This is a genomic window from Streptomyces sp. R818 (genome assembly GCF_056172735.1).
Map to the genome: position 1 here is coordinate 84374 of NZ_JAOCNE010000015.1, position 14666 is coordinate 99039.

At 71.2% G+C, this 14666-nt stretch carries 10 protein-coding genes and 2 pseudogenes; 2 read left to right on the plus strand and 10 right to left on the minus strand.

Annotated features, from left to right (window positions below; all coding sequences use genetic code 11):
- Positions 1-99 precede the first annotated feature (99 nt).
- The 4 genes from N5I75_RS38485 to N5I75_RS38500 all read right to left on the minus strand — a co-directional run bounded on the left by N5I75_RS38485 (position 100) and on the right by N5I75_RS38500 (position 3842).
- Positions 100-486 (minus strand): cell division protein SepF, encoded by a 387-nt coding sequence (locus tag N5I75_RS38485; protein ID WP_398193452.1) that lies wholly within the window; start codon positions 484-486, stop codon positions 100-102.
- Positions 487-611: 125 nt separating this feature from the next.
- Positions 612-2009, minus strand: coding sequence for an ABC transporter permease (locus tag N5I75_RS38490; RefSeq protein WP_476685073.1), 1398 nt, complete (start codon positions 2007-2009; stop codon positions 612-614).
- Positions 2010-2021: 12 nt separating this feature from the next.
- Positions 2022-2942 (minus strand): ABC transporter ATP-binding protein, encoded by a 921-nt coding sequence (locus tag N5I75_RS38495; RefSeq protein ID WP_476685061.1) that lies wholly within the window; start codon positions 2940-2942, stop codon positions 2022-2024.
- A gap of 141 nt (positions 2943-3083) precedes the next feature.
- The gene (locus tag N5I75_RS38500; protein WP_476685074.1) at positions 3084-3842 is read right to left on the minus strand and encodes an ABC transporter ATP-binding protein; all 759 of its coding nucleotides are present in this window, start codon (positions 3840-3842) and stop codon (positions 3084-3086) included.
- 313 nt (positions 3843-4155) lie between these two features.
- On the opposite strand from N5I75_RS38500, the gene N5I75_RS38505 reads away from it, so the two are divergent.
- Complete coding sequence (locus tag N5I75_RS38505; RefSeq protein WP_476685062.1) at positions 4156-5493, plus strand: sensor histidine kinase; 1338 nt, start codon at positions 4156-4158, stop codon at positions 5491-5493.
- Positions 5490-6152, plus strand: a complete 663-nt coding sequence (locus N5I75_RS38510; protein ID WP_476685064.1) for a response regulator — start codon at positions 5490-5492, stop codon at positions 6150-6152. The genes N5I75_RS38505 and N5I75_RS38510 overlap by 4 nt, the downstream gene beginning before the upstream one ends.
- A 3-nt stretch (positions 6153-6155) precedes the next feature.
- On the opposite strand, the gene N5I75_RS38515 is transcribed toward N5I75_RS38510, so the two are convergent.
- The 6 genes and pseudogenes from N5I75_RS38515 to N5I75_RS38540 all read right to left on the minus strand — a co-directional run.
- Positions 6156-6806 carry a potassium-transporting ATPase subunit C gene (locus N5I75_RS38515; protein WP_476685066.1) on the minus strand — a complete coding sequence of 217 codons (651 nt, stop codon included), beginning with the start codon at positions 6804-6806 and terminating at the stop codon, positions 6156-6158.
- A 25-nt stretch (positions 6807-6831) separates the two neighbouring features.
- Positions 6832-8853: a potassium-transporting ATPase subunit KdpB gene (gene kdpB / locus N5I75_RS38520; RefSeq protein WP_476685067.1), complete on the minus strand. Its 2022-nt coding sequence runs from the start codon at positions 8851-8853 to the stop codon at positions 6832-6834.
- On the minus strand, positions 8850-10514 hold the full coding sequence (kdpA, locus tag N5I75_RS38525) for a potassium-transporting ATPase subunit KdpA (protein WP_476685069.1): 1665 nt from the start codon (positions 10512-10514) through the stop codon (positions 8850-8852). Before kdpA ends, kdpB begins: the two co-directional genes overlap by 4 nt.
- A gap of 8 nt (positions 10515-10522) precedes the next feature.
- Positions 10523-10612 carry a K(+)-transporting ATPase subunit F gene (kdpF, locus tag N5I75_RS38530; protein ID WP_476679851.1) on the minus strand — a complete coding sequence of 30 codons (90 nt, stop codon included), beginning with the start codon at positions 10610-10612 and terminating at the stop codon, positions 10523-10525.
- A gap of 300 nt (positions 10613-10912) precedes the next feature.
- A pseudogene (locus N5I75_RS38535) lies at positions 10913-13241 on the minus strand (ATP-binding cassette domain-containing protein).
- A gap of 1 nt (position 13242) precedes the next feature.
- Positions 13243-14666, minus strand: a pseudogene (locus tag N5I75_RS38540) (cryptochrome/photolyase family protein); the annotation flags it as partial.

Genomic DNA, 14666 nt, shown 5'->3' on the forward strand with positions numbered 1-14666 from the left:
CGGGGGACTATGCCTTCCGGGCTTGCCACCACAGGGCCGTAGCCCCGCGGTGGTTCTGCGGCGGCCCCGCGGTGGTCCCGCCCGGGCGCCGAGCCGGGGTCAGGAGAGGGCGCCCGCTCCCGCCACCAGGCCCTGCACCTCGGTGCCGGGAGGCGCGAGGAGGAAGACGTTGCGGTCGACGCGGTGCATGCCGCAGCCCAGGCCCATGACGACGCCGCTGCTGAAGTCCAGGACCCGCTTGGCCACTTCGGTCTCGGCGCCGGAGAGATCGAGGAGGACCGGAATGCCCGACATGACGGTCTCGGCGACCTCGCGCGCGTCGCCGAAGACGTTGACCCGCAGGACGACGAAGCGGCGGCGCGGTTCGGTCTCGGGTTCGGGGATCGCCCGGTGGCCCACCGCCGACGGCCACTCATTGCGGCTGCGCAGCGGTACGACCTGGGCGAGCCCTTCCCACTGTTCGTCGGTGACGTCGTGGCCGTTCACTGCCCCCACCCCGTCCGGGCTCGCACTGTTGTCTGCACCGAACAATTCTTACGCCATGTCACCCGTTCAGCCCAACACCGACACGGACCGGAGTCCCGCGGGTGCGGGGTCCGGTCCGCGATGTCCTAGGCGGCCAGGGCGACGGCCTCCACCGCAGGTACCCGTACGCCGCGGCGGGCGGTGATCAGGCTGGTCACCAGCGTTGCGGCGGCGGCCAGGGCCACCACGGCGAGCCAGATGCCGGGGCCGCGGTCGGGCAGCACGCCGTCGGTACGGACGAGTGTGAAGGGGACGATGCCGGCGAGCGCGGAGAGTGTGCCGAAGAACACTCCGGTGACGGTGAGGACGGTGCCCTCGACCGCCACGGTGGCCAGGACCTGGGAAGGGGTCGCACCGGCCAGGCGCTGCTGGCCGAACTCGCGTACGCGGTAGGCCGTGGCCGCGTACAGGGAATTGATCAACATGATGCAGGCGAACACGACGATGATGCCGACCACGACGAGGTTGAGCGTCTCGAGGTTCTTGTCGTCGATCGACTTGGTCAACCCCGATGCCTTGATCGCGTCGTTCTCGACGGCCTGCATGTACAGCGTCGCCGTGGCCATGCCCGTGAAGAGGATCAACGGCATCAGGATGCCGGACAGTTCGGGGGCACGGCGGCGCATGGTGCGCACGGTCAGATAGCCGCTCGCGCCCGTGAGCGCCGTCAGGAGCGGTTCGACGCGGCCGAGCACGGTGCGCAGCAGGCTCGGCGAGACGAGGGCGAAGCCCACGGAGAGCAGGATCGCGCCGTACGCGGGAGGTGCCATCAGGGCTGCGCTCGTCCCGTCCATGGCGAAGGTGGCGCAGGCCGTGAGCGCTCCGGCGCCGAGCGTCGCCCAGGCCGCGCCCCGCCGCCCCCGGCCCGTCTTGCGCACTCCGCCTGCCTTGCGCCCCCAGCCCGCCTTTCGCTGCCCGCCCACCTTGGCCTTCCGGCCGGTGTCCGCGGTGGCCCGGGTGGCGCGGCGCACCGCCAGGAAGGCCGCGCCCGCCGACGCGAGGAGCGAGACGCCGACGCCCGACATGAGGGCGATCGGGCCGAAGGCGGGGTCGACCGAGTCGGCGACCTGGCCGCTGTCCTTGAACACGGAGAGCAGGACGGTGCCGCCGAGCATCGCGGGACCGACGGCGAGGAGCGCGGCCACGAGGCCGACGACCGTGGACTCGCCGACGACCATGCGCTTGACCTGGGCGGGGGTGGCCCCGGTGGCGCGGAGCAGGTTGATCTCGTCCGTACGTTGACGGACGTTGACCGTCAGCGCCGAGGCGATCGCGAAGAAGACCAGGAGCGTGCCGTAGCCGCCGACGACGCTCGCCGAGGTCCGCAGGGTCTCCGCGCTGGCCGCGTCGACATCGTTCGCGTTCGCCGTGTCGTGCAGGGAGTTGAACGTCATGATGATGGTCGCGCCGAGGAAGGCGGACAGGAGCGTCGCCAGGAAGCGGCCGGGGCGCTGTCGTACGGAGCGCATGGCGAGGCCGAGCATGGTGAACACGGTTCACACCTCCAGGCGGGTGTCGGCGCGGCGGGGGTCATCGTGGCGGGCGTCGTCGCCGAGGTGGGCGAGGCGTTCGGCGATCTGGTCGACGGTCGGGGCCTGCGTCTGCCCGGCGAGCCGGCCGTCGGCGAGGAACTGCACCGAGTCCGCGTAGGACGCCGCGACCGGGTCGTGCGTCACCATCACCACCGTCCTGCCGTGCGTCCGCACCGCTTCCTGGAGCAGCCGCAGCACGTCACGGGCGCTGCGGGTGTCCAGGGCCCCCGTCGGCTCGTCCGCGAAGATCACGGAGGGTTCGGTGACCAGGGCGCGGGCGATGGCGACGCGCTGGCGCTGGCCGCCGGAGAGCTGGTCCGGGGTGTGCCCGAGCCGGTCGCCGAGGCCGACGTCCGCGAGGATCCGCTCGACTCGCGCGCGGTGCACGCGCCGCCCGGCGAGTCGGAGCGGCAGGACCGTGTTCTGCGCGACGGTGAGCGTCGGCAGCAGGTTGTACTGCTGGAAGACGAAGCCGATGCGAGTGCGGCGGAACTTGGTGAGCGCGGCCTCGTCGCGGGCCGGTCCGGGGCCGCCGGTCATCTCCTCGCCGTCGACCACGACCAGGCCGCTGTCGGGGCGGTCGAGCCCGGCCGCGCAGTGCAGCAGCGTCGACTTGCCGGAGCCCGACGGCCCCATCACGGCCGTGAAGCTGCCGGTCGCCAGCGACAGGGTGATGTCGTCGAGCGCCTTGACCTCAGTGCCATGGGTGCCATGCGTGCCATGGGTGCCATGCGTGCCGTGGGTGCCATGGGCGCCACTGCCGGACGCGCCCGCGCGATCCCCGTCCGGCGGCGTCGCCCCGTACGTCTTGCTGACCCTGACCAGACGGAGCGCCTCGCCCCGGCCGTACGCGGATGTCTGCCCGTGCTGCTGACGGTTTCGCATGTCGCCGATCCCCTCGTCCGGCGCCCCGTGCGCCTCGCCTTCGACGCTAGGGACGACGGCCGCGCGGCACATTGGGCGTACGGCCCGGACGAGGGGTGGTGCTACGTACACCCGGCCTGTACGGGCCGCCCCCCGCCCGCTCTACAGGTGCCCGCCCGAGCGGGCCAGCCAGCGGCCCGCGTGGCGCGTGACCTCGATGGGGCGGCCGAAGCAGGCGGTCATGCGGTCGGCCGTCAGGACCTCCTCGACCGGGCCGCGCGCGAGGACGCGCCCCTCGCGCAGGAGCAGCCCGTGGCTGATCGCCGGGGACAGCTCCTCCAGGTGGTGGGTGACGGTCACGGTCGCGAGGCCGGGCCTGTTGACCGCCAGTTGACGCATGGTGTCGATGAGGTCTTCGCGCGAGGGCAGGTCGAGCGCGTTGAACGGTTCGTCGAGCAGCAGCAGCGCCGGGTCCGCCATGAGGGCGCGGGCGATGAGGACGCGGGCGCGCTGGCCGCCCGAGCAGACGCCGTACGGACGGTCGGCGAGGTCCTTGATCTGGAGCTCGGCGAGCAGCGCGTGGGCACGTTCGCGCACCTCGTCGTCGTACGACTTCCAGAGCGGCTGGACAGTGCCGGTGTGGCCGGTCAGGACGACGGTGTGGCCGGGGAGGTCCTGCGGGACGCGCTGGGAGGTGGAGACGTGGCCGATGAGGGCGCGCAGTTCGCGCACGTCGACGCGGCCGAGGCGGTGGCCGAGGACCTCGACCGTGCCGGTGGTGGGGAACGCGGTGGCGCCGACGAGGCGCAGGATGCTGGTCTTGCCCGCGCCGTTCGGGCCCAGCAGTGCCCAGTGCTCGCCGGGGCGGACGGTCCAGTCGATGCCGTCGAGGATGACCTGGCCGGTGGTGAGGCGGCGCATGCTCACGCCGTCGAGGGCGGCGACGGCACGGCCGTCCCGCTCGTCGCGTGTCTGGTCGACCGGCTCTGCCGCCACCTGGTCGGCCTGCTGGTCGGCCACCTGGTCGGCCTGCTGGTCGGCCTGCCCGTTCGCCTCGTCCGTCCCGTTCATGGCGCCTCCCGCTCCGTCGCGTACCGGAGGCGAGACTAGCTGTACGCCACATTTATCCGCGTCCGCGTCCGAGTCGTGGACGGGCGCACCGCCCCGGTCGCGGGATACGGCAGAGGCACGAAGCGCCGGTCGCGCCGCCACCGGCGAACGTAGGCTGATCGCCATGGACTTCAGCCGGCAGCCCGCCGCCGCCCACGCCCAGGGCTTACCCGTCGTCCCCGCCGCGCACCGCTGGAACGCCGTCCTCTGGGTGCTGTGCGGGCTCGTGCCGCCCGCCATCGCCGTCTCGGACCGGGCGGCCGGGGTGAAGTTCACGGTGTACGGGCTGCTGGCCTTCCTCACCGTCGCCTACGCGGCCGTGGCGATGTTCCCCACGCGGCCGGTCCTGCGGCCGCCGATGTACCTCACGGTCCTGGCCGCCGGGCTCGGCGCCGTCGCCTACGTGATGGGCGGCGGTGCCGCCTTGTTCGTCGTGTCGCTGCCGCACTTCTGGATCTACACGTCCGGGCCCGCCGCCGCTCTCTCCTTCAGCGGCGCGGCAGCGGCCCTCACCGCGCTGGCGGGCGCCGCCGGACGTGACCCCGACCCGGCGCTGCTCACCGGGGACACGGCCTTCGTCGCGCTCGGATACGTCGTGGGCGCCGGGGTCGGCCTCCTGGTCCACCGGATCAGCGCACAGGGCGAGGCGCGGGCTCAACAGTTGACGGATCAACTCGTCGATACACAGGCCGCTTTGGCGGAGGCGCACCGGCGGCAAGGCGCGGCGGACGAGCGGGAGCGGCTCGCGCGCGAGATCCACGACACGCTCGCGCAGGGCTTCGCCTCGATCATCGTGCTCGCGGAAGCCGCACGCGCGGGCCTGGACGCACACACGGGCACGCGGACAGATTCACAGACGGATGCCCAGACGGATGCACCGAAGGATGCACAGACGGATGCACAGACGGATGCACAGACAGGTCCTTACACGGGTCCACACCTTGAGCGGTCCGCTCAACAGTTGTCATCCATTGAGCAGACCGCCCGGGAGAATCTGGCGGAGGCCCGCGCCCTCGTCGGAGCGACACCACCGCCCGGCGGCGCCGTACAGGGCTCCGTCGCCGCGACCCTGCGCCGCACCCTCGACCGGTTCGCCGAGGACACCGGCATCGCCGTCGACGCGGACCTCGCGGACGCCGACTGCGACCAGCAGACCCGGATCGCCCTGCTGCGCTGCACCCAGGAGTCGCTCGCCAATGTCCGCAAGCATGCGGGAGCCTCGACGGTGATCGTGGTCCTCGCGCCGGGCCCGTACGGCGTCGATCTGGAGATCACCGACGACGGGCGGGGCTTCGACGTGGGCGCGGCGCGCGGCTTCGGCCTCGACGGCATGCGCAAGCGGCTCGCCGAGCTCGGCGGTGAGCTGACCGTCACCAGTTCGGTCGGCGACGGCACCCGGATACTCGCCTCCCTGCCCACCCCCTCCGCCCCCTTCGGTTCCGGCCACGAGGAGCTCGTATGACCGTGCAGGACGAGGACGCCCGGCCGCTGCGGGTCGTCGTGGTCGACGACCACACCGTGATGCGCGCCGGTGTCGTGGCGCTGCTCGCGCCCGAGGCCGGGATAGAGGTCGTCGGCGAGGCGGACGACGGCCGGGCGGGTGTGGCGCTCGTCGAGGAACTCCGTCCCGATGTCGTCCTGTTGGACCTGCGGATGCCGGTCCTGGACGGCGTCGCGGCCACGCAGCGGATCGTCGCGGGCCCGAGCGGCACCCGCGTGCTGATCCTGACGACGTACGACACGGACACGGAGATCGAGCGCGCGGTGGAGGCCGGGGCCATCGGCTATCTGCTCAAGGACACCTCGCGCGAGCAGCTCGTCGACGCGATCCGCGCGGCGGCGCGCGGCGAGACGGTGCTCGCGCCGCGCGTCGCGCAGAAGCTCGTGGCGAAGATGCGCCGCCCGGTGCAGACGGCGCTCACCGCCCGCGAGGTGGACGTCCTGCGGGCGGTGGCCGACGGTCTGTCCAACGCGGACATCGGCAAGCGCCTTGTGATCGGCGAGGCGACCGTGAAGACGCATCTGCTGCGCGTCTTCGCGAAGCTCGACGTCAGCGACCGGACGCGGGCGGTCGTGGTGGCGATGGAGCGCGGGCTCCTGGCACCGGCCGGCCGGGACTGACACTCACTTGGCGGCGGCCGACTCCCGCAGCGCCACGTTGAGTTCGAGGACGTTCACCCCCGGCTCCCCCATGAAGCCGAGCACGCGGCCGTCCGTGTGCTGCTCGACCAGTTCACGGACCCGCGCCACGGACAGGTGGTTCCGCTCGGCGACCCGGTGGACCTGGAGGTCCGCGTAGTCCGGTGAGATGTGCGGGTCGAGGCCCGAGCCGGACGAGGTGACGGCGTCGGGCGGGACGTCCGAGGGGCGCACCTTGTACGTGGCCGTGGAGTTGTCCGCGACGACGGCGTTCCTGGCGTCCTTGACCTGCTTGACCAGGTCAGGGTTGTCGCCGGCGAGGTTCGTGGCGCCGGACAGGATCAATGTGTACCGAGTGTTGACGCTGTTGGTGCCGAGCCCGTTGGAGGGGCGGGGCTGGAACCAGCGCAGGTCGGGCTTACCGTCCTTGGTCAGGTAGGTCTGGCCGATGAGGGACGAGCCGACGACCTTGCCCCCGGCCTTGATCTCGGAGCCGTTGGCCTGGTGCGGGAAGGCTGCCTGGGCGACGCCGGTCACCGCGAGCGGGTAGAGGACGCCGCACACGACGGTGAGGAGGAGCAGGGCGCGCAGGCCCGCGCCGAGCAGCCGGCCGGTGGTGCGTACGGAGGTGTTCATAGCTGATCAGCACGCTTTCCGAGAGTTAGAGCCCGGGGACGAGGGAGAGGAGCAGGTCGATGATCTTGATGCCGATGAAGGGGGCGATCAGACCGCCGAGCCCGTAGACGCCGAGGTTGCGGCGGAGCAGCCGGTCGGCGCTGACGGGCCGGTAGCGGACGCCCTTCAAGGCCAGTGGGACGAGGGCGACGATGATCAGCGCGTTGAAGATCACCGCGGCGAGGATCGCGGAGTCCGGGCTGGACAGGCGCATGATGTTGAGCTTGTCGAGGCCGGGATAGACCGAGGCGAACAGGGCCGGGATGATCGCGAAGTACTTCGCGACATCGTTGGCTATGGAGAAGGTCGTCAATGCGCCTCGTGTGATCAACAGTTGCTTACCGATCTCGACGATCTCGATGAGCTTGGTCGGGTTCGAGTCGAGGTCGACCATGTTGCCGGCCTCCTTCGCGGCCGACGTGCCGGTGTTCATGGCGACGCCGACGTCCGCCTGCGCGAGGGCCGGGGCGTCGTTGGTGCCGTCCCCGGTCATCGCGACGAGGTTGCCGCCCGCCTGCTCCCGTTTGATCAGCGCCATCTTGTCCTCGGGCGTGGCCTCGGCGAGGAAGTCGTCGACGCCCGCCTCCTCCGCGATGGCCTTCGCCGTCAGCGGGTTGTCGCCCGTGATCATGACGGTCCTGATGCCCATGCGGCGCAGCTCGTCGAACCGTTCCCGCATGCCGTCCTTGACGACGTCCTTGAGGTGGATGACGCCGAGCACGCGGGCGCCGTCGGCGTCCTCCACCGCGACGAGCAGCGGCGTGCCGCCCGCCTCGGAGATCGCCTCGACCAGCCGGTCCGCGTCCCCGGTGGCCCGGCCGCCCCGTTCCCCGACCCAGGCGGCGACCGACCCGACCGCCCCCTTGCGGATCGCGCGCCCGTCGACGTCCACGCCGGACATCCGGGTCTGTGCGGTGAACTCGATCCAGTCGGCGCCGGTCAGTTCGCCCTGCCCGCGCTCCCGCAGCCCGTACCTCTCCTTGGCGAGGACGACGACCGAGCGGCCCTCGGGGGTCTCGTCGGCCAGCGACGACAGCTGTGCGGCGTCGGCGAGTTCGGCCTCGGTGACGCCCTCGACCGGGACGAACTCCGCGGCCCGGCGGTTGCCGAAGGTGATGGTGCCGGTCTTGTCGAGGAGCAGGGTCGACACGTCACCGGCGGCCTCGACGGCACGCCCGGACAGCGCGAGGACGTTGCGCTGGACGAGGCGGTCCATGCCCGCGATGCCGATGGCGGAGAGCAGGGCGCCGATCGTGGTCGGGATGAGACAGACGAGCAGCGCGACCAGGACGACCATGTCGAGGTTCTTGCCCGCGTAGTGCGCGAACGGCGGCAGCGTGGCCACGGCGAGGAGGAAGACGACGGTCAGCGAGGCGAGCAGGATGTTGAGCGCGATCTCGTTCGGCGTCTTCTGCCGGGCCGCGCCCTCGACCAGGTTGATCATGCGGTCGATGAACGTCTCCCCCGGCTTCGTCGTGATCTTGATGACGACGCGGTCGGAGAGGACCTTCGTGCCGCCCGTGACGGCCGAGCGGTCGCCGCCGGACTCGCGGATGACGGGCGCGGACTCGCCGGTGATCGCGGACTCGTCGACGGAGGCGACGCCCTCGACGACGTCGCCGTCGCCCGGTACGACGTCACCGGCCTCGCAGACCACGAGGTCGCCGATGCGCAGCTCCGTGCCGGGGACGTGCTCCTCGGCGGTTCCGGTGAGGCGGCGCGCCACCGTGTCGGTCTTGGCCTTGCGCAGGGTGTCGGCCTGGGCCTTGCCGCGCCCCTCCGCGACGGCCTCCGCCAGGTTGGCGAAGACCACCGTCAGCCAGAGCCAGGCGCTGATGGTCCAGCCGAACCAGTCGGAGGGGTGGGCGAAGGAGAACACGGTCGTCAGGACCGAGCCGACGAGCACCACGAACATCACCGGGGACTTGACCATCACCCGGGGGTCCAGCTTGCGGCAGGCGTCGGGCAGGGACTTCAGCATCTGTCGCGGATCCATACGTGCGGTCATGAGGCGAGCCCTTCCGCGAGCGGGCCGAGCGCCAGGGCGGGGAAGTACGTCAGCCCGGCGACGATGGCGACCGTGCCGACGAGCAGGCCGGTGAACAGGGGTTTCTCGGTGCGCAGGGTGCCCGACGTGGCCGGGACGGGCCGCTGCCCGGCGAGCGAGCCGGCGAGCGCGAGCACGAACACCATCGGCAGGAAGCGGCCGAGCAGCATGGCGAGCCCGATCGTGGTGTTGAACCAGGTGGTGTCGGCGCTCAGGCCCGCGAAGGCGGAGCCGTTGTTGTTGGCGCCGGAGGTGAACGCGTAGAGGATCTCGGAGAACCCGTGTGCGCCCCCGTTGAGCATGGAGTCCTTCGGCGTCGGCAGGGCCATCGAGAAGGCGGTGAGGAGCAGGACGAGCACCGGGGTGATCAGGATGTAGCAGGCGGCGAGCTTGATCTCGCGGGTGCCGATCTTCTTGCCGAGGTACTCGGGGGTTCGGCCGACCATCAGTCCGGCGAGGAACACCGCGATGATCGCCATGATCAGCATGCCGTAGAGGCCGGATCCCGTGCCGCCGGGCGCGATCTCGCCGAGCTGCATGCCCAGCATGGTGATGCCGCCGCCGAGGCCGGTGTAGGAGGAGTGGAAGGAGTTGACCGCGCCGGTCGAGGTCAGCGTCGTGGCGACCGCGAAGATCGACGAGCCGCCGATGCCGAACCGGTTCTCCTTGCCTTCCATGGCGCCGCCCGCGAGGTCGAAGGCGGGGCCGTGGTGGGCGAACTCGGTCCACATCATGAGGCCGGAGAAGAGGACCCAGATCGACGCCATCGTGGCGAGGATCGCGTAGCCCTGCCGGACCGAGCCGACCATGACGCCGAACGTGCGGGTCAGCGCGAACGGGATGACCAGGATGAGGAAGACCTCGAAGAGGTTGGTGAAACCGTTCGGGTTCTCGAAGGGGTGGGCGGAGTTGGCGTTGAAGTAGCCGCCGCCGTTGGTGCCCAGCTCCTTGATGGCTTCCTGGGAGGCGACGGCGCCGCCGTTCCACTGCTGCGAGCCGCCCATGAACTGGCCGACCTCGTGGATCCCCGAGAAGTTCTGGATCGCGCCGCAGGCGACCAGGACGAGCGCGCCGACCACCGCGACGGGGAGGAGGACGCGGACGACGCCGCGGACGAGGTCGGCCCAGAAGTTGCCCAGTTCGCCGGTGCGGGTCCGGGCGAAGCCGCGTACGAGGGCGACGGCGACGGCGATGCCCACGGCGGCCGAGACGAAGTTCTGCACCGCGAGGCCGCCGGTCTGCACGACGTGGCCCATGGCCTGCTCGCCGTAGTACGACTGCCAGTTGGTGTTGGCGACGAAGGACGCGGCCGTGTTGAACGCCTGGTCGGGGTCGATCGACGTGAAGCCGAGCGAGCCGGGCAGCGCGCCCTGGAGCCGCTGGAGGAGGTAGAGGAACAGGACGCTCACGGCGGAGAACGCGAGGACGCCGCGCAGGTACGCGGTCCAGCGCATCCGCGTGTCGGGGTCGGCGCCGATGCCCTTGTAGATCCACTTCTCCACCCGGAGGTGCTTCTCGGAGGAGTAGACCCGGGCCATGTGGTCGCCGAGCGGACGGTGGGCCAGGGCGAGCGCCACGCAGAGGGCGAGGAACTGCAGCGCCGCGGCGAGTACGGGGCTCATGTCGGCGCTCAGAACCTCTCCGGGTACAGGAGGGCGAGGACGAGATAGCCCAGGAGGGCGACGGCCACGACGAGGCCGACGACATGTTCGACGGTCATAGCTTGGTCACCCCCTTGGCGACGAGGGCCACCAGCGCGAAGACCGCGACCGTGGTGACGACGAAGGCCAGATCGGCCATCGTGGGCTCCCGGATGGGTGCGAGAGGGACAGGGACGGAACCGGACCGATCCGAACCGGACGGAAACGGTTGGATCCGTTGGAACGGTTAGAGCAAACATCCGCTCGTGGCCGGTTCCGATCCCTGTTGACGCCTCCTATACGGGAACGTGCGTGCCCTTGACGCTTCTCATACGGGTGGCCGGGCGGGGCCGCCCGTCACGGCCGCGCTGGACCGCCGGTCACGCCTTCACGTACTCCGCGAGGTGCTGTCCCGTGAGCGTCCCGCGGTGGGCGACGAGGTCCGCCGGGGTGCCCTCGAAGACGACCTTGCCTCCGTCGTGACCTGCGCCGGGGCCGAGGTCGATGATCCAGTCGGCGTGCGCCATGACGGCCTGGTGGTGCTCGACGACGATGACGGACTTGCCGGAGTCGACGAGCCTGTCGAGCAGCCCGAGCAGCTGCTCGACGTCGGCCAGGTGCAGCCCGGCTGTCGGCTCGTCGAGGACGTACACGCCGCCCTTCTCCCCCATGTGCGCGGCGAGCTTGAGCCGCTGCCGCTCGCCGCCGGAGAGCGTGGTGAGCGGCTGGCCGAGGGTGAGGTAGCCGAGCCCGACGTCGTCGAGGCGCTCCAGGATCTTGTGCGCGGCGGGCGTGCGGGCGTCGCCCGCGCGGAAGAACTCCTCGGCCTCGGCCACCGGCATCGCGAGGACCTCGCTGATGTCCCGGCCGCCGAGGCGGTACTCAAGGACGGAGGCGTCGAACCGCTTGCCGTCGCACTCCTCGCAGGTCGTCGACACCCCGGCCATCATCGCGAGATCGGTGTAGACGACGCCGACGCCCTTGCAGGTGGGGCAGGCGCCCTCGGAGTTGGCGCTGAAGAGAGCGGGCTTGACGCCGTTGGCCTTGGCGAACGCCTTGCGGATCGGGTCGAGGACACCGCTGTACGTGGCCGGATTGGAGCGCCGCGAGCCGCGGATCGCGCCCTGGTCGACGGAGACGACGCCCTCCCCCGCCGGGATCGAGCCGTGCACGAGGGAGCTCTTGCCGGATCCGGCCACACCGGTGACGACGGTCAGCACGCCGAGCGGGATGTCGACGTCGACGTCCTGGAGGTTGTGGGTGGAGGCGCCGCGGATCTCCAGGGCGCCCGTCGGCTTGCGCACGGAGTCCTTCACGGCGGCGCGGTCGTCGAAGTGGCGTCCGGTGACGGTGTCGGCGGCCCGCAGCCCCTCCACGGTCCCCTCGAAGCAGACGCTGCCGCCGCCCGCGCCGGCCCCGGGCCCGAGGTCCACGACGTGGTCGGCGATCGCGATCATCTCGGGCTTGTGCTCGACGACGAGGACGGTGTTGCCCTTGTCGCGCAGGCGCAGGAGCAGCTCGTTCATCCGCTGGATGTCGTGCGGGTGCAGCCCGGTCGTCGGCTCGTCGAAGACGTAGGTGGTGTCGGTGAGGGACGAGCCGAGGTGGCGGATCATCTTGACGCGCTGGGCCTCACCGCCGGACAGGGTGCCGGAGGGCCGGTCGAGGGAGAGGTAGCCGAGGCCGATCTCGACGAACGACTCCAGGGTCTGCTGGAGCGTCTCGAGGAGCGGGGCGACCGAGGGGTCCGTCAGTCCGCGCACCCAGGCGGCGAGGTCGCGGATCTCCATGGCGCAGGCGTGGGCGATGCTGACGCCCTCGATCTTGGAGGAGCGGGCGCCCTCGTTGAGCCGCGTGCCCTCGCACTCGGGGCAGACGGCGAAGGTGACGGCGCGCTCGACGAAGGCCCTGATGTGCGGCTGGAGCGAGTCGACGTCCTTGGAGAGCATGGACTTCTGGATCCGCGGGATCAACCCCTCGTACGTCAGGTTGATCCCGTCAACCTTGATCTTCGTCGGCTCCTTGTACAGCAGATCGTGCAGCTGTCGCTTGGTGAAGCGGGCGATCGGCTTGTCCGGCGGGAAGAAGCCGCAGCCGGTGAAGATGCGGCCGTACCAGCCGTCCATGCTGTAGCCGGGGATGGTGAGCGCGCCCTCGTCGAGGGACTTGCTGTCGTCGTACAGGGCGGTCAGGTCGATGTCGGAGACCGCGCCGCGGCCCTCGCAGCGCGGGCACATGCCGCCGGTGATGCTGAAGGCGCGCCGCTCCTTCACATCCACGCCGCCGCGCTTGACGGTCACCGCGCCGGCGCCGCTGATCGAGGCGACGTTGAAGGAGAACGCCTTGGGCGAGCCGAGGTGCGGGGTGCCGAGGCGGCTGAAGAGGATGCGCAGCATGGCGTTGGCGTCGGTCGCGGTGCCGACGGTGGAGCGCGGGTCCGCGCCGAGCCGCTGTTGATCAACGGTGATCACTGTGGTCAACCCGTCGAGGACATCGACCTCGGGGCGGGCGAGCGTCGGCATGAAGCCCTGGACGAACGCGCTGTACGTCTCGTTGATCAGGCGCTGCGACTCGGCGGCGATCGTGTTGAACACCAGGGAGCTCTTGCCCGACCCGGAGACCCCGGTGAACACGGTCAGCCGGCGCTTGGGCAGTTCGACGCTGACGTCCTTGAGGTTGTTTCTCGCGGGCCCCGTACACCCGGATCAGGTCATGGCTGTCGGCGACGTGCCGCGCGGACTCCCCGGACGGTCCGGACTGCCGGCGTGTCGGTCTTCCTGGCCTTGGCGGTCATCACTGTCTCCATACGTCGGGCGACCCGGCTGGGAGCAGTATGTACAGGCCGGACGCTCCGGAGCTTCTCCGTTCGTGACCGATTCGAGCCGCGCTCAAGGCGCCTCCAGTCCCGGCGGCCCCGCTCCTGTTCCAGGAGTTCGTCGAGGTCACGGAGGCGGTCCGAGGCCGCGGACCGGCTGGGACATGCGGGCGTTTGTGCTCGAAGCGCTCGCGGTGGCGGTGGAGGAAGGTCCAGTAGCCGGCGGTGAAGGGGCAGGCGTCGTCGCCGACGCGTACGGACGGCTTTGTACCGGCAGGGCCCGCACAGGTCGCTCATCCGGTCGATGTAGGCGCCGCCCGACGTGTACGGCTTGGTCGTCATGCGGCCGCCGTCGGCGTACTGGGACATGCCGACGACGTTCGGCACCATCACCCAGTCGTAGCCGTCGACGAAGCTGCGGTGGAACCAGTCGGTGAGGGCCTTCGGCTCCCAGCCGCGTTGCAGCGCGTAACTGCCGAGGATCATGAGGCGGGGGATGTGGTGGCGTCCAGCCGGTCGTGCGGACCTGGTCGGAGGACGTGGGTCAGGCAGTTCGCGTCGGTCCCCGCCGAGGACAGCTCGGTGAACCAGTCGGGCAGCGGCGCGCGGTGGCGCAGTTCGTTGCTGTCGCGGTACCCCGGTGCCGGAAGTGCCAGTAGAGGTGCCAGACGAATTCGCGCCACCCGGCGATCTGCCGGATGAACCCCTCGGCGCTGTTGAGCGGGACGTCGCCCGCGCGCCAGCGCGCCTCGGCCCCTTCGACGCATTCGGCGGGGTCGAGCAGGCGAGGTTTGAGCGAGGAGGAGAGCCGGCTGTGGCTCATGGCCGCGTCGTCGGCGAGGACGGCGTCCTCGTAGGCGCCGAAGGTGGCGAGCCGGTGGTCGAGGAAGCGGCGGAGCGCGGCGAGCGCCTCGCGGCGGGTGGCGGGGAACTCGCGCGGGCCGTCCTCGCCGACGAACTCCACGTCGCCGTCGCGGGCCCAGCGGTCGAGGTCGGCCCGCACCTCGGCGTCGATGTCGCTCTCGCGCGGCCGGTAGGGCGGGGCACGTCGAGGTGGCCGGCGCCCTTGGGCGGGGGCTCGCGGTTGTCGTGGTCGAGGTTCCAGCGCCCGCCGGCGGGCTGGTCGCCGTCCATGAGGAGGTCGTGGGTGTGGCGGACCCAGCGGTAGAAGTCCTCCTGGCGCAGGTGTTTCGTGCCGTGGCCGGCCGCCCAGGCGGTGAAGTCGTCGTGCGGGACGAGAAAGCCGCGGGCGGGCAGCACGCGTACTGCGGGCAGGGCGTCCACGAAGGTGCGGGCCGCGTGCGAGGTCGGGGTGGTGG